This window comes from Brachybacterium sp. AOP42-C2-15 (genome assembly GCF_052377065.1).
Classification (GTDB): Bacteria; Actinomycetota; Actinomycetes; order Actinomycetales; family Dermabacteraceae; genus Brachybacterium.
The window spans coordinates 47,238-67,235 of record NZ_JBQSWK010000024.1; the positions used below are offsets into that span (position 1 = coordinate 47,238).

The window sequence follows — 19,998 nt, forward strand, 5'->3', positions numbered from 1 at the left end:
GTCCCTAGGATGCAAGACGCACACCCGCGCATGGAGCGCAGTCACGGACGGCCCCAGGGCGTCGCACGGCAGGAGAGAAGGTCGATGGACAGGGAGCCACGGGACAGTCAGCACCGGGACCAGGACGCCGACTGGATCTTCGCGGTCGACGACCCGCACAGCCTGCCCACCGACCGGCTGCCGGATCGTGCCGCGTTCGACCGCTACGCCACCCCGCTGCTCGCCCGTCGGGGCGCCGCACCGACGCTGCCGGCCGGCGAGAACGAGACGGTCGACCTCAGCGGACTGGACCTCGCCGGTCCGGACGTCACCGCGGAGCCGGCACCGGTGACCGGCGCGATCCCGGTGCTGGAGGACGGCGACGTCGACCCGGACGCCGAGGCCGAGCGGGAGCTGGTCTCCCCGCTGTCGCGCCCGGGCACCGTCTCCTATGCGCGCTCGGGCACCACCCCGAACGCCGAGGATGACGAGATTCCGCTGAACGGATTCGTGCTGCCGAACCGCTTCAAGGAGCTGGGCGTGTTCGACGCCCTGCGCGATGTGTTCGCCCTGGTGTGCCTGGCCACCGCGCTGACCACCACCTTCACCCTCGCTGAGAGCCCGCTGCTGGATCTGCTCGGGAAGATCGCGATCGGCACCGGGCTCGCGACGCTGCTGATCGTGCACCTGCTGCGCTGGGTCCCCGAGAAGCCGCCGCTGGTCGCCGTGCGCATCCTGCGCCTGGTCGGCCTGCTGCCGGCACTGCTCGTCTCCATCACCGTGATCGGCGCGGACCTGGTGCTCTCCCTGCCCAAGCTCTTCGCGTCCCTTCCCGACGGGCCACCGGTGGGCATCGGCATCGGGGTCTCTCTGCTCCTGCTCGGTGCGATCCTGGGCATCGAGCCGCGCGTCCACGAGGGCTACCTGCCCCAGGCGCGAGCCCGGCGCACGGCCCGGATCGCGCTCCAGGGCGTGGCCGTGGCCACGGCGCTCTCCCTGCTGATCGCGACCGTGATGATCGTGGGCCGCGTGTTCACCACCGGCTGGGCGTTCTCGCTGATGACCTTCGCCAACGCTCTGGTCTCCGCCCTGCTGCTGGGGATCGTGCTGGCCTCCGCGCTGCGCCGGGAGCGATCCTGGTACGTCTCCTCGACCGCGGTGGTGGCCGCGCTGGTGATCGCTGCGCTCGCCGACAACAGCCTCGGGCTGCAGTTCGCGGCGCCGCTGAGCTTCGCCTCCGGCTTCGTCTACCTGCCGTTCCTGGTCGCCGCCTTCGGGCTGATGATCTCCCGGTCCTTCGTGCGGACCATGCCGGTCTCGTTCCGCCGCACCGACTGGCTGGTCTACACGGTGCGGGCCTTCGAGCTCAGCGCGATCATGCACACCGCGGCGGTGATCTGGCACCTGCTGGCCGCGATCGTCGCGACCACGGGGAAGGCGCCCGGAAGCTCGTCGCTGCACCTGATCGATGCGGTGGTCTGCGGCTGCTTCGTGGTGGTCTCGCTGTTCGGGCGCACCTCGCTCCTCTCACGTCCGGCCGTGAGCGCCCGGGCCAGCGGCGTGGTCGCCGCGCTGGTGCTGACGGTCGTCGGCTTCCTCGACGTGATCGTCAACTCCCTGGCGATGGCCGCCGGGGCAGGGCTCGCCACCGGCGGAGTCGCACTGTTCATCGGACTCGCCGCAGCGCTGATGCTCACGGTGCCCGCCCCGGTGCGTGACGAGTTCGGCGCCCCGGACGTCACCCGGATGTTCGCCGACTTCCGGGCCCGTGATGGCGGGCGCGTCTCCCTGCTGGACCGGGTCCCGGATGTCACCGAGGAGACGGCCCGCCGGAAGAACTTCCCCAGCGCCTGACCGCGCTGCAGCGCGCTCCTCCCCGCGAGCCGCCTGCCTCCGCCCCACCCCTTCACCCTCCTCACCCCCTGGAGAATCATGTTCCGCTGGAGCCTGCACGGAGATGGCCGCACCATCGCCCCCGACGCGATCGTCCTGCCCGAGGAGCGGCTGGCCTGGCCGCTGACCATCGGCATCGGCGCCCAGCACGTCATCGCCATGTTCGGCGCCACCTTCCTGGTGCCGCTGCTGACGGGCTTCCCGCCGTCGACGACCCTGCTGTTCTCCGGCATCGGCACCCTGCTGTTCCTGATCATCACCCACAACAAGGTGCCCAGCTATCTCGGCTCCTCCTTCGCCTTCATCGCCCCCATCACCGCCTCCACTCAGGCAGATTCGATGGGCGCGGCGCTCGGCGGGGTGATGGTCACCGGCATCCTGCTGGCACTGCTGGGACTGCTGGTCCAGAAGATCGGCACCCGCTGGATCGGGGCGCTCATGCCGCCGGTGGTGATGGGCTCGATCGTCGCCCTGATCGGCTTCAACCTCGCTCCGACGGCGTACCTGAACTTCAAGGAGTCGGCGGTCACCGCCACCATCACCCTGTTCGCGGTGGTGCTGTGCACCGCCCTGTTCAAGGGCCTGCTGGGGAGGGTCTCGGTGCTGCTGGGCGTGCTGGTCGGCTACGCCGTGGCGGTGCTGCGCGGCGAGGTCGACTTCTCTCCCGTCGCCGACGCCGCCTGGCTCGGCCTGCCCGAGTTCCATCACCCCGAGTTCAACCTCGGCCTGCTGCCGATGTTCCTGCCCGTCGTGGTGGTGCTGCTGGCGGAGAACGTGGGCCACGTGACCAGCGTGGGCCTGATGACCCATCGGAACCTCGACCACATGGTGGGCCGCACCCTCAGCTCCGACGGTTTGGCCACGGCGCTCTCGGCCGGCTTCGGCGGCTCGCCGACCACCACCTACGGCGAGAACATCGGCGTCATGAGCGCCACCCGCGTCTACTCCACCGCCGCCTACTGGGTGGCCGGCATCGTCGCGATCCTGCTCTCGCTCTCCCCGAAGGTCGGCGCCATGATCTTCACCATCCCGCCGGGCGTCCTCGGCGGCGTGACCTTCGTGCTCTACGGCCTGATCGGCATCGTCGGCGTGCGCATGTGGGTGGACGGCAAGGTCGACTTCTCCCGCCCGAAGAACCAGTTCACCGCCGGTGTCGCCCTGGTGGTGGGCATCGCGAACGTGACCTGGACCTTCGGAGGCATCCAGCTCACCGGCATCGCGCTCGGCACCGCGGCAGCACTGGTCATCTACCACCTGATGAACGTGCTCGGGCAGATCACCGGCACCGAGCCGGAGACCACACCCGCCGAAATGGTCGAGCCCTCCCACGGAGCGTGACCCGGTGCCTTCCGTGCTCGTGATTCTGCGCGGGAACTCCGCGTCCGGCAAGTCGACGATCGCCCGCCGCGTGCAGCGCTCGCTCCCGCGAGGGCGGGTCGCCGTGATCGGGCAGGATCAGGTGCGCCGGGAGATGCTTCGCGAGCACGACGCCCCAGACCCCGAGGCCGCCGACCTGCTTGCGGTCATCGTGCGGCACTGCCTTGGACTTGGGCGGATCACGATCCTTGAAGGCATCCTCCCGGCCGAGTACTACGGCGCGATGTTCGAGCGCCTGCTGGCCGAGCACGAGGGTCCGAACCTCGTGTACTACCTCGACGTGAGCCTCGAGGAGACCCTGCGCCGCCACGCCGGCAAGCCTCTGGCGGTGTCCGTCGGCCCCGTCGAGGTCGCCTCCTGGTATCGGTCGCGGGATCTGCTCGGAGCGACGGAGGAGCAGGCTCTCGGGGAGGAGCTCGATGAGGACGGCCTGGTGGCGCGGCTCCTCGCGGACCTCGAGCGGGCGGACGCCGAGCAGGTCTCCGGCCGGCCGCTCAGCCCGCCGGCGTCTGCGCGGTGAGCAGCGAGAACAGATCCTTCGGATCATCCGGATCGGCGATCACATCGATCCACTCCAACAGATCGGTCCCGTCGGTCGCCTGCTGCGCGTAGCGCAGCGCTGAGAAGTCAGCGAGGGCGAAGCCGACGGAGTCGAACACCGTGATCTCCTCATCGTCGGTGCGGCCGGCGACCTCCCCGGTGATCACCTGCCATAGCTCGGCGACCTCGAACTCGGGTGGCAGCTGCTGGATCTCGCCCTCGATGCGGGTCTGCGGCTCGTACTCCACCACCACCCGCGCAGCCTCCAGCAGCGCGGGATCGAGCTCGGTCTTGCCGGGGCAGTCGCCGCCGATCGCATTGACGTGCGTGCCGGGCCGCACCTGGTCGCGGTGCAGCACGGCGGCGCGGGCCTTGTCCGCGGTGCAGGTGGTGATCACGTCGGCGCCCTGGACCGCTTCGTCCACCGATTCGCACAGGTGCACCTCGAAGCCGAGCGGTTCGAGATTGCGGCGCACCTTTTCCACCGCGGCCTCGTCCAGGTCCACCACCCGCAGCTGATCGATCCCGAGCATCGCGCGGAAGGCGAGGGCCTGGAACTCTGCCTGGGAGCCTGCTCCGATCAGGGCATGGGTTCGGGCCCCGGGGCGCGCGAGTTCTCTGGCCGCGAGCGCCGAGGTCGCGGCGGTGCGCAGCGCGGTCAGCAGCGTCATCTCCGCGAAGAAGATCGGGTAGCCGTTGTCCACATCGGCCAGCATCCCGAAGGCGGTGACGGTCTGCAGCCCGCGGGCAGGATTCAACGGGTGGCCGTTGACGTACTTGAACGAGTACAGCTCCCCGTCGGTGATCGGCATCAGCTCGATCACGCCGAACGGGGTGTGGCTGGCCAGGCGGGGGATCTTCTCGAAGGAGTCCCACCGGCGCAGGTCCTCCTCGAGGATTCGGGTCAAGCCGGTCAGGACGTTCTCGGGGCCGTCGCGCTGGATCCAGCGGCTCATGCCGGGCACATCGAGCAGGTGGGGCATCGTTCTCATCTCCCGTCGTGGGGCGCGTCATCGCGCAAGGTCGAGGAGTGCTCTGGCCCCCAGGGTAGGCCGGGAACGACGGACGTGACGGGAGTTCCGGCTCGAGAGCCGCCGGGCGGCGTTGCAGCCGCTGAGCCGCCGGGCATCCTTACGGCCGCCGTGCCCCTGCTGATCAGCCGCCGTGCCCTCCCGTCGTCCACGATATGTGCAAGTGTGGACGAGCCGAAATGGCTAAGGGTAGGCTTACCTTGTGTCAATCGCCCCTCCCGAGCCCAGCCGCGCTGCCAGCTCCGTTCCCTCCTCTGTTCCCGGCCCCGCTCAGCACCCGGCTCTCCTCGGTGACCAGCTCACTCTGAGCTACGGCGGCAGTCCCGTCGTCCATGAAGTCTCGCTCGCGCTGCGGTCGGGAGCCGTTACGGCGCTGCTCGGCCCCAACGGCAGCGGGAAGTCCACGGTGCTGCGTGCGATGGCCCGCCTCCATCCGCTGCGCTCCGGCGGGATCCGTCTGACCGACGGGGAGGGCGAGCGCAGTGTCGATCTGCTCGGTGCCAAGGAGTTCGCCCGGGCGCTGACGCTGTTCACCCAGACCCGCACCGCCCCACAGGGGCTCTCGGTCCGCGATGTCGTCGCCTTCGGTCGCCATCCCCACCGGCGCCGCTTCGCCGGACTCGATGCCGCCGACCGCGCCGCGATCGATCATGCGATGCGCCTGACCGGCATCACCGATTTCGCTCCGCGCGCCGTCGGCGAGCTCTCGGGAGGCGAGATGCAGCGGGTCTGGCTCGCCTCCTGCCTCGCCCAGGACACGGGGATCGTGCTGCTGGACGAACCCACCAATCATCTCGACCTGCGCTATCAGATCGAGACGCTCGACCTGGTGCGGGAGCTCGCCGAGGGTCACGGGGTCGGCATCGGCTTCGTGCAGCACGACCTCGGCCACGCCGCGCGCATCGCCGATCAGGTGGTGCTCCTGCGCGAGGGGCGCGTGCACGCCGCCGGGCGGGCCGCCGAGGTCCTCACCTCAGCACACCTCAGCCACGTCTACGACATCCCCATCGACGTCACCGCGGACCCCCTCGACGGCCGTCTGCGGATCGACGCGCGCAGCCGCCGCAGCCTCCCCGCCGCCGCTCCAGCCTGAGGCTGAAGCGCCTCCGCCGGAGGGCACGAACTGAGGATTCTCCGTCTCCGGGGACCCTGTCTCCGGGGACCCTCATCTCCCGCTGCCCGCCTCTCACACCTTCCATTCCCTGTTCTGCCCCCTCCCCGTTCTGCCCCCTCCCCAGGAGCCCCTCATGATCCGTACCCCTCGCCGCGCGCGTGTCGCGGCCACCGCCGCACTGGCCCTCACCGCACTCGCCGCCTGCGGCACGACCGAGGTCCCCGACACCGCGAGCGGGGCCCCGTCGGACGCCGCTGCGATCAGCGAATCCTGTGCGGCCGACGAGACCTCCACCGCGACCGGCCCGGTCAGCGTGACGGACCACCTCGGTCGCACCGTCGAGCTCGAGGCGCCCGCCGAGCGGGTCGCCGTGCTGGAGTGGCAGCAGACCGAGGGCCTGCTGAGCCTGTGCATCGCCCCGGTCGCAGCGGCGGACGTCGAGGGCTTCGGCACCTGGGTCACCGCAGAGACCCTGCCCGAGGGGACGATGGACGTCGGCACCCGGGGCGAGCCGAACCTCGACGCCCTGCTCGCGGCCGATCCGGATCTGGTGATCGTCGAGGCGACCGGTCCGGAGGACGAGATCATCGCGCAGCTCGAGGAGCGGGGCGTGCCGGTGCTGGCCACCCTGGGCGCGGACGCCTCTGATCCGCTCGGCCACATGAAAGACCTCTTCACCCTGATCGCCGAGGCCACCGGGCGCACCGAGCGCGCTGAGGTGGTGCTCGGCGAGTTCGAGGCGCACGTCGCCTCGGCGCGGCAGGAGATCACCGCCGCCGCCCTGCCCACCACCGATTTCGTGTACTTCGACGGTTGGGTCGAGGGCGGCAACGTCTCCCTGCGGCCCTTCGGCGAGGGCGCGCTGTTCTCAGCGATCGGTGCGGAGCTCGGCCTCACGCCGGCCTGGACCGGTGAGGTCGATCCGGCCTATGGCCTGGGGCAGACGGATATCGAGGGGCTCATCGAGGTGGGGGAGGCGAACCTCTTCTACACCGGGACCGACGATCCTGCCGGGGACTACGTCAGCGAGCTCGAGAAGAACCAGATCTGGACCTCCCTGCCTGCGGTGGAGGACGGCCGTGCCCATGCCTTCCCCGAGGGCATCTGGACCTTCGGCGGACCCCGCTCCGCCGAACAGGCGATCGACGCCTACGTCGACTCCGTCTCGGCCCCGTGACCCGGCCGGGAGCCGGCGGTCTCCTCGCGGGAACCGCCACGGTGGCGGCACTGGCGGTCGCCGTGGCGCTGGTGGGGCTGTGGCACCTCACCCAGGGCACCTCCGACATCGGACTCCTCGACCTCGTGCGACACCTCGCCGGTGCCCGGAGCGACGAGCGGACGGTGAGTGTGGCCGAGGTGCTGCTCGCCTCCCGCCTGCCCCGCCTCGCCGCCGGGATCGCCGTCGGCATCGCGCTCGGCGCCGCCGGGGCGCTGCTGCAGTCCATCTCCCGCAACACCCTGGCCTCCCCGGACACGCTCGCGGTGACGGCCGGCTCCTACTTCGCGATCAGCGCCGTGGCCGCCTTCGGCCTCACCGTGCCGCTGTGGGCTTCAGGAGCTGTCGCCTTCGTCGGCGGGCTGCTCGCGGCCGGGCTCGTGCTGGCACTCGCGGGAGGGGCCGGCTCCTCGACCACGCGCCTGATCCTGGCTGGCTCCGCGGTGGCGATGGCGCTGCAGTCCGGCACCACGATGCTGCTGATCCTCTTCGAGGCGGAGACGACGGGCCTGTACGCCTGGGGCAGCGGCTCCCTGTCCCAGCTGAACCTCGACGCCTCGCTGCGGGCGCTGCCGGTGATCGGGCTCGTGCTGCTGGCCGCCCTCCTGCTCGCCCGGCGCCTGGACGTGCTGGGGCTGGGGGACGACGCCGCGAGCGCGCTCGGCGTGCCGGTCGCCCCGACTCGCGCGATCGCCGTGCTCTGCGCCGTGCTGCTGACCGCGGTGGCCGTCACCGTCGCCGGGCCGCTCGCGTTCGTCGGCCTCGGAGCGCCGGTGCTGGCACGGCTGCTGGGCGGTCTCGTCGGCGCCGTGCACCGTCATCACCTGCTGATCCCGGTCTCCGGGCTGCTCGGTGCGCTGATCGTGCTGCTGGCCGACGCCGGGCTGCGTGCCCTGCTGACCCCGCAGGGCGCCGCCGCGATCCCCACCGGGATCCCGACCGCGCTGCTGGGTGCGGTGATGATCGTCGTGCTCGCGCGGCGCCTGCGGGACTCCGGACCGACGGCGCAGCCGCCCCAGGCCCGCTCCGGTCTGCGCTCGCGGCGGCGGTTCCTCCTGGTGCTGGCCGTGCTCGGTGCCGGTTTGGCGGCGGTCGTCGTGCTCGGGATGCTCGCCGGCAGCCTGTGGCTGCGCACCGGGGACATCGCCCTGTGGGTGCAGGGCGCGGCCCCCGACCTCGTCGGCCGCGCCCTCGGGGAACGCCTGCCGCGGGTGGGCGCTGCCGTCCTCGCCGGCGCCGCGCTGGCCCTGGCCGGCACCGTGGTGCAGTCCACCGTGCGCAATCCGCTCGCGGAGCCCGGGCTGCTGGGCATCACAGCTGGCGCCGGGCTCGGGGCGGCGGCCGTGGTGACCCTGCTCGGCGGCGGGCGGCCGCTGATGCTCCTGTGCGCCGTCGGGGTCGGGGTCGTCACGTTCGCGGCGATCGCGCTGCTCGCCTGGCGGGGCGGACTGGCCCCCGAGCGCTTCGTGCTGGTCGGCATCGGCACGGGCTACGGGATGAGTGCTCTGACCACGTTCCTGCTGCTCAGCTCCAATCCCTGGGACACCCCGAGGATCCTCACCTGGCTGTCGGGGACCACCTACGGCCGCGGCCTCGGCGATGTGCTCCCTGTCCTGATCGCGCTCGTGGTCATCGCCCCGCTGCTGGCGGGCTTGCACCGCGAGCTGGATCTGCTCGCGATCGACGAGGACACCCCGCGGGTGCTCGGCGTGCGGCTGGAGCGCACCCGCTTCGCGGTGATGGGGCTCGCGGCGGTGCTCGCCTCGATCAGCGTGGTGGCCGTCGGGGTGGTCGGCTTCGTGGGACTGGTCGCCCCGCACCTGGCGCGGGCGCTGGTGGGCGGTAGGCACCTGCGCACGCTCCCGGTCGCGATGCTGCTCGGCGGCGTGCTGGTAGGTCTGGCCGATGCGCTCGGCCGCTCCCTCATCGCCCCCGCGCAGATCCCGGCCGGGCTGATGGTCGCCCTGCTCGGAGCGCCCTACTTCGTCTGGCTGCTCTGGCGCTCGCGCGCCTGAGACCCGCAGAGCGCGGGGAGCGGGGCAGGATCCGCGGCCGGCGGCCGGTCGGTGCCCCCTCCGCGCGGCCGACGGGCAGCAGGGCGCGCAGCTCGTCCTGGACCGCACGGGCGGTGGCCTCGAGCAGCGGCAGCACCAGCGGGGAGACCGCCTCGGCGGTGCCGGTGACATCGAGGAACCCGAGGGTCCTTCCGGTATGGGGATGCAGCACCGGCACGGCGCTGCAGCTCCAGGGGTGCACGGCCTCATGGAAGTGCTCCGCACCGACCACCTGCATCGAGGCGCTGGTGGTCAGGGCGAGGGCCGGCGCGGAGGTGCCCATCGCGCTCTCGGACCAGTCGGCACCGGCGGCGAAGCCCATGTCATCGGCCCGGGAGATCAGCTGCGGCCGCCCCTCGACCCACAGCAGCCTGCCCCGGGCATCGCCCAGCGCGACCATCAGCCCGGCCTCGACGGCAGGGTCGATCAGGCGGGAGCGCAGCAGCGGCAGCACCGCCGAGAAGAGATGCTCCTGGCGCGCCGCAGCGAGCTCGCCTCCCTCGAGGACGGCACCGGTGGGGAGGGTGTCCGCGGGCCGGGCGGCGAGTGAGCGGCGCCAGGAGGCGAGCACCGGCTCCCGCACCGGATTCCGGTCGGGACGGACCTCAGCGTTCGCGCGCAGATCCTCATGGGCGCGCAGGAGCCGCGCCTGGTAGGCAGAATCCGTCGGTGACCAGCGGGTCGCGGTCATCCGAGCTCGTTCCGGGAGATCGGAACGGACGGGCATGCGTTGATCACGATCCACCTCGTCGTCGCTCGTGTCATAGCTGTGTCGACCGTACCGCGCCTTCGGGTGCGGAGCAAAGGCCGGTCTGGAAGGGATCCCTTGTGGTTATGCGCATAACCTGTTGTGCTTCGGCCCACGGACAACGACGTCATGATCCCGGGAGGACCGATGGAGCGGCACGCCACCACCGCGCACAGGAGACCCACGCAGGCCGACGTGGCCCGTGCGGCCGGCGTGAGTCAGGCGACCGTGTCGATGGCCCTCAATGCGGGTGCTGAGGTGCAGGGGCGACTCACCGAGGAGACCCGCCTGCGGATCCTTGCCGCAGTGGAGGAGACCGGCTACTGGGGCAATCTCGCCGCGAAGCATCTCGCCGGCGGCCGCACCTCCATCTTCGGCGTCTTCACCTACGAGCCGGTCTTCCCGCACGACTCCAGCGACTTCTACTACCCGTTCCTGCGCGGCATCGAGGCCGAGGCCCTGCGACAGGGCGTCGACCTGCTGCTGTTCACCTCGAGCCACGGCGGCGATCCCGCGAGCGGCCGGGAGGGGCTGCGCGACTGGGCACGGCGGGGCCGCCTGCATCTGGCCGACGGCTGCCTGCTCTTCGGCCGCCACAGCCACCGCCGGGACCTGTCCGAGCTGCTCGCCCACGACTACCCCTTCGTCTTCATCGGTCGCCGCGAGGCTGATGGCGCCGAGGTGCCCTATGTCGGCGCCGACTACGGCACGGCGACCGAGCAGGTCATCGAGCATCTCGCCGCTCTCGGGCACCGCCGGATCGCGTTTGCCCTCGAGTTCCCAGACCACGAGTCCGGTATCGACCGGCGCCAGGGATTCGAGCGGGCGGCGGCCAGGCTCGAGGTCAGTCCCCTCCGGCTCGACGGGGAGGCGCTCGATGTCGGCTCCCTGCTCGACGATGTGCTCGGCACCGGGGCCACAGCGATCGCGGCCACCCCGGACCTGGCCTCGAAGCTCCGCCTGCTCGCACTCTCCCGCGGGCTCTCGCTGCCCGCGGACCTCTCGATCGCCCGCCTCGGCGACCCGGAGAGCCCCCACGGCTCGGCCGTGGCCTGGAGCGGCTTCACGATCCCGCGCCACGAGATGGGCGCTGGGTCGGTGCAGATGCTCCTGCGCCTGCTGCAGAATCCCGCGCGGCCCGGCGAGACCCAGATCCTCCTGCCCTGCACCGTCACCGCGGGTACCACCACCGGACCCGCTCCCTCGATCTCCAAGGAGACCCACCGATGACCCTTCACGATCCCCGCGTCGACGTCCTCGTGGTCGGCGGTGGTCTCGGCGGCGTCGCCGCCGCCCTCGCCGCCGCGCGCCACGGTATGCGCGTCCATCTCACCGAGGAGTTCGCCTGGCTCGGCGGCCAGCTGACCAGCCAGGGCGTACCCCCGGACGAGCACCCGTGGATCGAGGAGTTCGGCTGCACCGCCTCCTATCGGGAGCTGCGCGACGGGATCCGTGACCACTACCGCCGCCACTATCCCCTCACCGTCGCCGCGCGTGCCCGGGAGGACCTCAACCCCGGCGCGGGCTGGGTCTCGAAGCTCTGCCATGAGCCGCGGGCAGGGCTGGCCGTGATCGAGGCGATGATCGCGCCGCACACCGCAACCCGCCGCCTCACCGTCGACCTGCGGGTGCGCCCGGTCGCTGCGGGGGCCGATGGGGACGCCGTCACCTCCGTGACGCTGCGCTCGCTGGAGACGGGGGAGGAGTACACCGTCGAGGCGGCCTATGTCATCGACGCCACCGAGACCGGCGAGCTGCTGCCCCTGACCGGCACCGAGTACGTCACCGGCTTCGAGTCCCGGGCCGAGACCGGCGAGCCCAGCGCTCCCGAGACCGCCCAGCCCGAGAACGTCCAGGCGCTCACCTACTGCTTCGCGGTGGACCACCTCGAGGGGGAGGACCACACGATCCCGAGGCCCGAGCGCTACGAGCACTGGACCTCGCTCCAGCCCGATTTCTGGGGCGCGCCGCTCATCTCCTGGACCGCGCCGAACCCGCGCACCCTCGAGATCGGCGAGCGGCACTTCTCCCCGAACCCCGGGGATGACGCGCTCGCGGTCACCGCCGACCAGTCCAAGGACCCCGGCGACGGGAACCTGTGGACCTTCCGCCGGATCATCGCCCGGGACCTCTTCACCCCCGGCACCTTCGCGAGCGACATCTGCCTGATCAACTGGCCGAGCATCGACTACTTCGAGCGCACCACGCTGGACGTTCCCGAGGAGGAGTACGCCGAGAGCCTGGCCGATGCCAAGCAGCTCTCCCTCTCGATGCTCCACTGGATGCAGACCGAGGCCCCACGCCCCGACGGTGGCCGCGGCTGGCCCGGCCTGCGCCTGCGGGCCGACGTGATGGGCACCGAGGACGGCCTCGCCATGGCGCCCTACCATCGCGAATCCCGCCGCATCCGCGGCCTCGAGACGGTGCGCGAGCAGGACGTCTCCGGGGAGATCCGCGGCGATCAGGGGGCCAGGAGCTACCCGGACTCCGTCGGCATCGGCATGTACCGGATCGACCTCCATCCCTCCACCGGCGGGGACAACTACATCGACGTGCCCGCCGAGCCCTTCGAGATCCCGCTGGGGATGCTCATCCCGCAGCGCACCACGAACCTGCTCGCGGCCTGCAAGAACGTGGCCACGACGCACATCACCAACGGGTGCTACCGACTGCATCCGGTCGAGTGGAACCTCGGGGAGGCGGCCGGCCTGCTGGCCGTGCACTGCCTCGAGGCCGGCACCACCCCGCATGCCGCACATGCGTCACCGCAGCAGGTCGCCGATCTGCAGGCGCTGCTCGAGGCCGACGGTGTCGAACTGCGCTGGCCAGACACCGTCCACGGCTACTGACCGTTCATCGCTCACCGCGTCACCGATCCTTCAAAGGAGAAGATCATGATCACCCGCCGCCGTTTCACCACGGGAACCGCACTCACCGCCGCCCTCGGAATGACCGCCACCGCCTGCGGGGGCGGGGGAGGGGGAGGCACCCCGGACGGTCCCGTCGAGCTTCGCATGACCGTCTGGACCGCGGACGAGGGCCAGCTGGCACTGTTCCAGGAGATCGCCGACGAGTACGTCGCGGCGCATGCGGAGACCGTCTCCGCCGTCACCTTTGAGACCATCCCCTTCGAGGACTACACCACCGCGCTGACCACCCAGCTCTCCGGAGGCAACGCTCCGGACCTCGCCTGGATCTTCGAGAGCAACGCTCCCGAGTTCGTGCAGTCCGGTGCGCTGGTGGAGGTCGGCGAAGCGCTCCAAGCGGCCGACGGGTACGAGTACGACGACATCGACCCGGCCGCGCTCACGCTCTGGCAGGGGGAGGACGGGCTGTACGCCTATCCGTTCTCCAACTCGCCGTTCTGCATGTTCCTGAACACCACGCGGCTGCAGGAGGCGGGACAGGACGACCTCGTCGCCGTCTTCGACGCCGGGGACTGGACCTACGAGCAGGCCATGGAGGTCAGCAGGGCCACGGTCGAGCAGCTCGGAGGGGCAGGCCTCATCGTGCGGGACTTCGGCTATGCGACCTGGGAGAACCTCGCCACCGTGTACGCCGGCTTCGGCGCGCAGGCCTGGAACGAGGACGGCACCACCTGCGGCTTCACCGACGAGGCGATGACCGAGGCGATGACCTTCCTGCACGAGGCGGCCTTCACCACCAAGGCGATGCCCGGACCGGGCGATGAGATCGACTTCTTCGCCGGCCAGGCGACCATGACGATCACCCAGATCTCCCGCGCCTCGAACCTTGACGACTCCTTCGAGTGGGACGTGCTGCCGCTGCCCGCCGGCCCTGCCACCCAGCAGAACGTGGTGGGACAAGCGGGCATCGGAGTGCTCGCCGACGGGCAGGCGCCGGAGGTCGCGGCAGAGTTCCTGGCCCACTTCACCAGCCCCGCCGCGGCGGAGAAGCTCGCACAGTACTTCCCGCCACCCCGGGTCTCGCTGCTCACCGCGGAGACTATGGGCGCTGCAAACCCGCTGTTCAGCGAGGATCAGCTGCAGCGGGCCGTGATCGACGGCATCACCGACGCGATCACCAAGCCCGCCCACGCGAACTTCGCCGAGCTGCAGACCACGATCCGCAGTGCGCTGGATCCGCTGTGGACCGAGGGCGCGGACGTCGCCGGCGTGCTGGGCGAGGTGTGCACCGCCGCTCAGCCGCTGCTGGACTCATGACAGCTGCTGCCGGGACCCGCTCGCGGCGTCGTCATTCCTGGCAGCAGCGGGACTCGCTGCTGGGGTACCTCTTCGTCGCGCCCAGCGTGCTGGGCGCCGTGCTGCTGGTGATCCTCCCGCTGGGCGCCGTGGCCTGGTACTCCCTGCACGACTGGAACGCCCTGTCGGGCCAGTTCCGCTTCACCGGAGCGGAGAACTACACCGCCCTGCTCGAGGACTCGACACTGCACGCCTCGCTGGTGTCGTCGGTCCTGTTCTCGAGCGGGGTGGTGGCCCTGAACATCTCGCTGGCGCTGCTCCTGGCCGTGCTGCTGAACCAGAAGGTGCGCGGCTCGACCTTCTTCCGGGTTCTGTTCTTCTCCCCGGTGGTGGTGTCGCTGGTGGCCTGGTCGATCGTCTGGGGTTTCCTGCTGCAGAACAGCGGCGGCATCAACGCCTTCTTCGGCGTGATCGGGATCGACGGACCGAACTGGCTGCGCGAGGGCTGGTCGGCGCTGCTCGCCGTCGTCGTCGTGCAGGTCTTCAAGAACGTCGGCCTGAACATGGTGCTGTTCCTCGCCGCCCTGCAGGGGGTGCCCGAGGAGATGCTCGAGGCGGCCCGCATCGACGGGGCGGGCGCGGTGCGCCGCTTCTTCTCGATCACCCTGCCGATGATCAGCCCCACGCTGCTGCTGGTCTCGATCATCACCGTGGTCGGCTCGCTGGAGACCTTCGCCCTGATCGACGTGCTGACCGCCGGTGGTCCCGGCAACTCCACGAATGTCCTCGTCTACTACTTCTATCAGCGGGCCTTCCGGTTCAACGACTTCGGGTACGCGAGCGCGATCGCGATGCTGCTGTTCGTGATCGTGCTGGTCCTGACCCTGCTGCAGTGGCAGACCCGACGGAGGTGGGTCCATCATGAGCGCTGAGCCGACACTGAAGCTGACACCGAGCCGGACCGCTGGCGGGAGCGCGAAGACGGCTACGAGGCCGGGTGCGAGGGCGAAGCCGCGACGGATGCGCGGTCGGCGCCGCACCACGCTCCTGGTGGTGGCCGTGATGGTGGTGCTGGCGATCCCCTTCGCCTTTCCCACGTGGTGGATGATCACTTCGAGCTTGAAGACCACCAGTGAGATCCTGCAGGTCCCACCGAGCCTCTGGCCGAAGAGCCCTGACTTCTCGAGCTACCGCCAGGTGTTCGAGCTGCAGCCCTTCGCCCGGCAGTACTGGAACAGCGTCTACATCGCCGTGGTCGTCACCGTGGGCACGATGGTGGTGTCCTCGCTCGCCGGGTACGGCTTCGCGCGCATCCGGTTCCGCGGGCAGAACCTGCTGTTCCTCGTGGTGCTGGTGGGGCTGCTGGTCCCGATCGAGGTGACGATCGTGCCGATGTTCCGGGCGGTCACCGCGATGGGACTGATCGACACACACTGGCCGCTCATCGTCATCCCTATCTTCGGGGCGCCCAGTGTGCTCGCGACCTTCATCATGCGGCAGTTCTTCGTGACCCTTCCCGATGAGCTCGAGGAGGCGGGGCGCATCGACGGCTTGAACCGGTGGGGGCTCTTCTGGAAGGTCGCCCTGCCCCTGGCGGGCCCTGCCCTTGCCGCGGTCGGGATCATCACCTTCCTGAAGTCCTGGAACATGTATCTCGAACCGGTCGTGTTCCTCTCCAGCCGGGAGAACTACACGCTGCCGAGGGCGCTGACGCAGTACGTCGACGCCTACGGCGGCCAGATGTGGAACATCCAGCTCGCCGCGACCACGCTCACCGCGGTGCCCGTGCTCCTGGTGTTCATCCTCGCCCAGCGCCACTTCATCCAGGGCCTCGCCCAGAGCGGGCTGAAAGGCTGAGAGGCCTGCTCGAGCCTTCATGTCTGCTGGCGCATACTTCGCGACCGAGCGCGATCAGGCCTCGGCGTACACGCCCAGCCGATTCCCGCTCGGATCCGTGAACTCGAACCGTCGCCCACCCGGGAAGTCATAGGGCCCTGCTGCAATGGTTCCGCCTGCAGTCCGCACGGCCTCGACGGTCGCGTCCAGGTCTTCGGAATAGAGCAGTATCAGGGGGCCGTCGCTATTGGGCGCCGAGGCAGAGGTCAATCCACCGACCTCCCCCTTTCCGTCGGGTGACCTGATCCCGCTGTACGCCGGGCCGTAGTCATTGAACTCCCACCCGAAAGCCGACTCATAGAAGGCACGAGCAGCGATCAGATCCGTGACACCGAACTCGATATAGCTGATGGCGTGATGCGGGGATGCGGACATCTTGGCACCTCTGGTAGCAGGGTCGCGATCACCGGAGTATGACAGTCGGTCACGACGATCGGAGTCCTCCGCCCAGGTCTCGGGGAGCTTCAGAACACGGGCGCCAGGACGACCCGATCTGACCGCGACGCGGAACCCCAGGGCGTTCACTGGCAGATCAACCTCTCGCTGCACCGCTGAGCCCCTACACGTGGAGACGGTTGCGAAGACGGTGAAGCTTCCGCGCGGAGTCGAAGTCGATGCGCGATGGATCGGCCCCGCCGTCGCGCCATCAGTCGGTGACTAGCTGGTGGCGGTCACACGGACTCGCTTTCCCGGGCCGGGGCGGCAGGGTCTGCATCGCTCACGATCCACCTCTTCGTCGCTCGTGTCACAGCTGAGGCGACCGCACCGCGTGCATGCGGGCAGGGCAACGGCTGCGGGCCGAGCGGAGCCAGCGGCTCACGCGTCATGGCCGACGGTGTTGCGGGAGACGAAGTTCGCCGCGTACTCCTCCTGTGTCAGCTCGAGGACGGGAGGCTTCGACGCCGGTGGCTGCGGCGTGCCCCAGGGGTTGACGAGGACCACCACCTCTTCGCCCATCTCGTTGGTCGAAAGACCTTCGACGATGTACACGTGGCCGTCGACGACGTCTCCGTCCGGTGCGCCACCGAGCAGCCATCCTGGCGGCGTGCTGGTCACCACGGACTTGCCGTCCTCGAGGTCCGCCCGGATCGAGTCGAAGCCGGCGTCGATGGAGAGACTTCCGCTGTCGCCGGTGATCATGTCGAACCCCTTCCCGGCGAAATTCGCCTCGAGATCGCCATAGTCCCCGCCGACGTGTTCGACGGCCGCCCGCTCGTAGATGCTCATCCAGGAGATGCGTTCGGAGAAGGAGCCGCTGTCGTGGTCGATGCGTCCGCGGACTCCGTCCTTGACCAGTTCGTTCTGCGTCACGACATGCTCGACCGGTTCGCCGTTCTCGTACAGCGTCACGATCCAGTAGTCCTCATCCGGGGTGGGGCCATGGACCAGCTCGATGTTCTCTGCGATGAGCTCCGGGTTCTGCGCGGCCACGGACGCGAGCGTCGCGAGGAACCAGCAGTCACCGAAGCTGTCGGCCTGGACAGTGGTCCTCGGGTCGAACGCCTCGATCGACTCGAGGTCCACTCCGATGGTGCGCGAGCCGACGTTCCGAGGGTCCTCGAAGCCGCCCAATGAATCCTCGGTCGAGCCGCCGGACGCCCCGAAAAGGCGGCGCAGGAGGTCTTCGGCATACCCCGGGGAGTCTGCCTGTCCGAGCAGGGATCGCAGCGAACTCATCGATGACGGCATTGCGGGGCCATCCGGCGTCGAGGCGAGGTCCTGCTCGTGCGCATGTTCTGAGAGCTCGTCGGCCATCTCGTCCACGCGCTGTGCGATGCCGTCGAGCCGTGCTCGGAGAGCATGCATCTCCCGATCGAAGGCGATCCGGTGGTCACCGACCCAGATGCTCGGGTCATCGGCGTGGAGGACTGCGCTCAGGGCCTCGCGCAAGTCGCCCGCGCGTCGTCCGGCGGTCGTCCCCAAGGCGGAGAGGGCAACGGTGTCAGCACCCAGCATCAAGTACGCTCCATGGTCGAGACTGTGACTCGGATCATGCTAGATCGAGTGGTGAAGCCTGAGGGGAGGGATGGGTGAATGTGGATGAAGTACCGGAGGGACGTCGTGCCCGTTCGCGGCGCTCACTCCTCGTCGGGGTGGCGGCGATGATCGCTCTGACCGGATGCACGCCCGCGGTACCTGAGCCCGTTCCGGTGGACGAGGCCCGCGCGCAGTACCGGGAGATGCTCCCGCCGCTGCAGGAGTCGATGCTGCAGGGCGCGGACGCCAGCTGGGCCGAGGACTCGGAGCGGGTCCGTCTCGACGATGACGGGATCTGCCGTTGGTCACCAGGGGACGCGACCACCGAGATCACGCTTCCCGAGGACGACGCCGCGGCCTGGGACGCCCGTCGTGAGGCGATCAACCCCGTGCTGACAGAGCATGGGTTCGACGAGGTCGGCGACGCGATGCGGCGCAACGGTGCCCCGGCCTACGGGTTCTTCAGCGATCGCGCGGACGGCGCCGGGGTGCACGTCTACACCGCGGCGGGGACCACCGTGGTGCGCGTGTTCGGGATCCCGGTCGAGGAGTCGGCCTGCCGCTGAGGCAGATGGATACCGGCGAGCATGCAGCGCACGGAGCCGCCGGCCGCCTCGACCGTGGGCACGGGTGCGGTGAGTATTCGGCAGGAACGCTCGATGCGGCGTCGCTGCGCGGGGGGAGAGGTGAGCGGCGGCGTGCGAGGACATCACGAGGCACTGGCCTTCGCGCCCGGTCACCTCGAGGCAGTTGCCGAGGAAGCCTCGGACCTGCTCCTCGGAGAGCTCCACGACCTCGCGGCCGCTCTCCCTCAACGATCCCAGCACCCGTGCCCGTTCGGCCGTGTTCCGGATCATCTCGGCGCCCACCATGGCGACGTCGGTCCCCACGCTCATCAGCACGTTCGTGGGGTAGACCGGCACTCCGTCGGCATCGGCCGCATGGAACAGCACCGGCTCGACGCCGAGGTCGGCGCAGACCTCTGAGAACAGGCCTGGGTCCACGCGCCGGGAGCGGCAGGCATAGGCGATGCCACCGAGATGGTCGAGCACCATCGTGCCGGTCCCCTCGAGGAAGGGGACTGCCGCACGATCAGGTGTCACATGATCTGTGGCGCTGAGGAGCGTCACAGGGAAGGATGTGCACCATGCCCGCTCCCTACCCCCAGGAGTTCCGTGACGACGTCGTCCGCGTCGCCAGGAACCGCGAACCTGGCCAGAAGCTCTCGATAATCGCGAAGGACTTCGGGATCTCCGAGTCCTGCCTGACGAACTGGATGCGTCAAGCCGATGTCGAGGACGGTTCCCGGCCTGGCAAGACCCGTGAGGAGTCCACCGAGCTGCGGGATCTGCGTCGCCGTAACCGGCTGCTTGAGCAGGAGAACGAGGTCCTCCGCCGCGCGGCCGCCTACCTCTCGCAGGCGAACCTGCCGGGAAAATCCTTTACCCGCTCGTGAGCGAGCTCGCCGGCGATGGTGTCCCTGTCGCGGTGTCCTTGCGGGTCCTGAGGCTCTCCCGCCAGCCCTACTACCGCTGGCGGAAACAGCAGGTCACCGAGTCAGAGCTGGTCGAGGCCTACCGTGCCAACGCGCTGTTCGATGCCCACCGGGATGATCCCGAGTTCGGGTATCGCTTCCTCGCCGGCGAAGCGGAGGCAGCTGGCCAGCGCATGTGTGAGCGGACCGCGTGGCGGATCTGCCGAGACAACCAGTGGTGGTCCGTGTTCGGGAAGAAGCGTGGGAAGAACGGCAAGCGCTCCGGCCCGCCGGTCCACGATGACCTCGTGAAGCGGGACTTCTCCGCTGACGACGTCAACGAGCTCTGGCTGACGGATATCACCGAGCACTGGACCGACGAGGGCAAGCTCTACCTCTGCGCGATCAAGGACGTGTTCTCCGGCCGGATCGTGGGCTACTCCATCAGCGACCGGATGAAGGCTCGCCTCGCGGTAAACGCCCTGGACAACGCAATATCCAGGCGTCCTGACGCTGCCAGTTGCATCGTGCATTCG

The 19,998-nt window shown here is 69.9% G+C and carries 18 protein-coding genes and 1 pseudogene; 14 read left to right on the forward strand and 5 right to left on the reverse strand.

The genetic code is table 11. The features are described 5' to 3' along the window. The first annotated feature begins 84 nt into the window (after window positions 1–84). The 3 genes from ACT3SQ_RS13285 (at window position 85) to ACT3SQ_RS13295 (ending at window position 3,769) form a co-directional block, all read left to right on the forward strand. A complete protein-coding gene (locus ACT3SQ_RS13285) occupies window positions 85–1,833 on the forward strand; it encodes a DUF7937 domain-containing protein (protein WP_444601199.1) in 1,749 nt (582 codons plus the stop codon). A 78-nt stretch (window positions 1,834–1,911) separates the two neighbouring features. Continuing rightward, on the forward strand, window positions 1,912–3,210 hold the full coding sequence (locus ACT3SQ_RS13290; protein ID WP_442332444.1) for a uracil-xanthine permease family protein: 1,299 nt from the start codon (window positions 1,912–1,914) through the stop codon (window positions 3,208–3,210). Between the two features lie 4 nt (window positions 3,211–3,214). Then, the gene (locus ACT3SQ_RS13295; RefSeq protein WP_441446119.1) at window positions 3,215–3,769 is read left to right on the forward strand and encodes an AAA family ATPase; all 555 of its coding nucleotides are present in this window, start codon (window positions 3,215–3,217) and stop codon (window positions 3,767–3,769) included. On the opposite strand, the gene ACT3SQ_RS13300 is transcribed toward ACT3SQ_RS13295, so the two are convergent. Next, complete coding sequence (locus ACT3SQ_RS13300) at window positions 3,744–4,772, reverse strand: ornithine cyclodeaminase (protein WP_444599622.1); 1,029 nt, start codon at window positions 4,770–4,772, stop codon at window positions 3,744–3,746. The two genes, ACT3SQ_RS13295 and ACT3SQ_RS13300, sit on opposite strands and share 26 nt — an antisense overlap. 250 nt (window positions 4,773–5,022) lie before the next feature. Between ACT3SQ_RS13300 and ACT3SQ_RS13305 the strand changes: the two genes are divergently transcribed. The 3 genes from ACT3SQ_RS13305 (at window position 5,023) to ACT3SQ_RS13315 (ending at window position 9,165) form a co-directional block, all read left to right on the forward strand. Beyond that, entirely contained in the window at window positions 5,023–5,913 is an 891-nt protein-coding gene (locus tag ACT3SQ_RS13305) for an ABC transporter ATP-binding protein (RefSeq protein WP_444601200.1), read from the forward strand. Between the two features lie 154 nt (window positions 5,914–6,067). Further along, on the forward strand, window positions 6,068–7,111 hold the full coding sequence (locus ACT3SQ_RS13310) for an iron-siderophore ABC transporter substrate-binding protein (RefSeq protein WP_441446116.1): 1,044 nt from the start codon (window positions 6,068–6,070) through the stop codon (window positions 7,109–7,111). Beyond that, a complete protein-coding gene (locus ACT3SQ_RS13315) occupies window positions 7,108–9,165 on the forward strand; it encodes an iron ABC transporter permease (protein ID WP_442332442.1) in 2,058 nt (685 codons plus the stop codon). Before ACT3SQ_RS13310 ends, ACT3SQ_RS13315 begins: the two co-directional genes overlap by 4 nt. Here ACT3SQ_RS13315 and ACT3SQ_RS13320 read toward each other — a convergent pair. After that, on the reverse strand, window positions 9,074–9,895 hold the full coding sequence (locus tag ACT3SQ_RS13320) for a GAF domain-containing protein (protein WP_444502496.1): 822 nt from the start codon (window positions 9,893–9,895) through the stop codon (window positions 9,074–9,076). The two genes, ACT3SQ_RS13315 and ACT3SQ_RS13320, sit on opposite strands and share 92 nt — an antisense overlap. 204 nt (window positions 9,896–10,099) lie before the next feature. Between ACT3SQ_RS13320 and ACT3SQ_RS13325 the strand changes: the two genes are divergently transcribed. The 5 genes from ACT3SQ_RS13325 (at window position 10,100) to ACT3SQ_RS13345 (ending at window position 15,972) form a co-directional block, all read left to right on the forward strand. Continuing rightward, window positions 10,100–11,182 (forward strand): LacI family DNA-binding transcriptional regulator, encoded by a 1,083-nt coding sequence (locus ACT3SQ_RS13325; RefSeq protein ID WP_442332692.1) that lies wholly within the window; start codon window positions 10,100–10,102, stop codon window positions 11,180–11,182. Continuing rightward, window positions 11,179–12,801, forward strand: coding sequence for an FAD-dependent oxidoreductase (locus ACT3SQ_RS13330; RefSeq protein ID WP_442332691.1), 1,623 nt, complete (start codon window positions 11,179–11,181; stop codon window positions 12,799–12,801). The genes ACT3SQ_RS13325 and ACT3SQ_RS13330 overlap by 4 nt, the downstream gene beginning before the upstream one ends. Before the next feature lie 45 nt (window positions 12,802–12,846). Next, window positions 12,847–14,136: an ABC transporter substrate-binding protein gene (locus ACT3SQ_RS13335; RefSeq protein ID WP_442332690.1), complete on the forward strand. Its 1,290-nt coding sequence runs from the start codon at window positions 12,847–12,849 to the stop codon at window positions 14,134–14,136. Next, entirely contained in the window at window positions 14,133–15,047 is a 915-nt protein-coding gene (locus ACT3SQ_RS13340; RefSeq protein WP_442332689.1) for a carbohydrate ABC transporter permease, read from the forward strand. Before ACT3SQ_RS13335 ends, ACT3SQ_RS13340 begins: the two co-directional genes overlap by 4 nt. 88 nt (window positions 15,048–15,135) lie before the next feature. Then, window positions 15,136–15,972 (forward strand): carbohydrate ABC transporter permease, encoded by an 837-nt coding sequence (locus ACT3SQ_RS13345; RefSeq protein ID WP_442332688.1) that lies wholly within the window; start codon window positions 15,136–15,138, stop codon window positions 15,970–15,972. 54 nt (window positions 15,973–16,026) lie between these two features. Here ACT3SQ_RS13345 and ACT3SQ_RS13350 read toward each other — a convergent pair whose 3' ends face one another. Both ACT3SQ_RS13350 and ACT3SQ_RS13355 read right to left on the reverse strand, forming a co-directional pair. Beyond that, window positions 16,027–16,386 (reverse strand): VOC family protein, encoded by a 360-nt coding sequence (locus tag ACT3SQ_RS13350; RefSeq protein WP_442332687.1) that lies wholly within the window; start codon window positions 16,384–16,386, stop codon window positions 16,027–16,029. A gap of 441 nt (window positions 16,387–16,827) precedes the next feature. Beyond that, a complete protein-coding gene (locus ACT3SQ_RS13355; RefSeq protein ID WP_444601201.1) occupies window positions 16,828–17,967 on the reverse strand; it encodes a C2 family cysteine protease in 1,140 nt (379 codons plus the stop codon). Between the two features lie 146 nt (window positions 17,968–18,113). On the opposite strand from ACT3SQ_RS13355, the gene ACT3SQ_RS13360 reads away from it, so the two are divergent. Continuing rightward, window positions 18,114–18,554 (forward strand): hypothetical protein, encoded by a 441-nt coding sequence (locus ACT3SQ_RS13360; RefSeq protein ID WP_444502499.1) that lies wholly within the window; start codon window positions 18,114–18,116, stop codon window positions 18,552–18,554. Between the two features lie 171 nt (window positions 18,555–18,725). Here the strand turns inward: ACT3SQ_RS13360 and ACT3SQ_RS13365 are convergent. Next, window positions 18,726–19,043: pseudogene (locus tag ACT3SQ_RS13365) on the reverse strand (arginine deiminase-related protein); the annotation flags it as partial. Between the two features lie 92 nt (window positions 19,044–19,135). Between ACT3SQ_RS13365 and ACT3SQ_RS13370 the strand changes: the two are divergent. Together ACT3SQ_RS13370 and ACT3SQ_RS13375 are read left to right on the forward strand one after the other, a co-directional pair. Continuing rightward, a complete protein-coding gene (locus ACT3SQ_RS13370; protein ID WP_444502500.1) occupies window positions 19,136–19,444 on the forward strand; it encodes a transposase in 309 nt (102 codons plus the stop codon). Next, the coding region (locus ACT3SQ_RS13375; protein ID WP_444592694.1) for a DDE-type integrase/transposase/recombinase at window positions 19,441–19,998 on the forward strand (558 nt) is incomplete at its 3' end. The genes ACT3SQ_RS13370 and ACT3SQ_RS13375, both read left to right, overlap by 4 nt.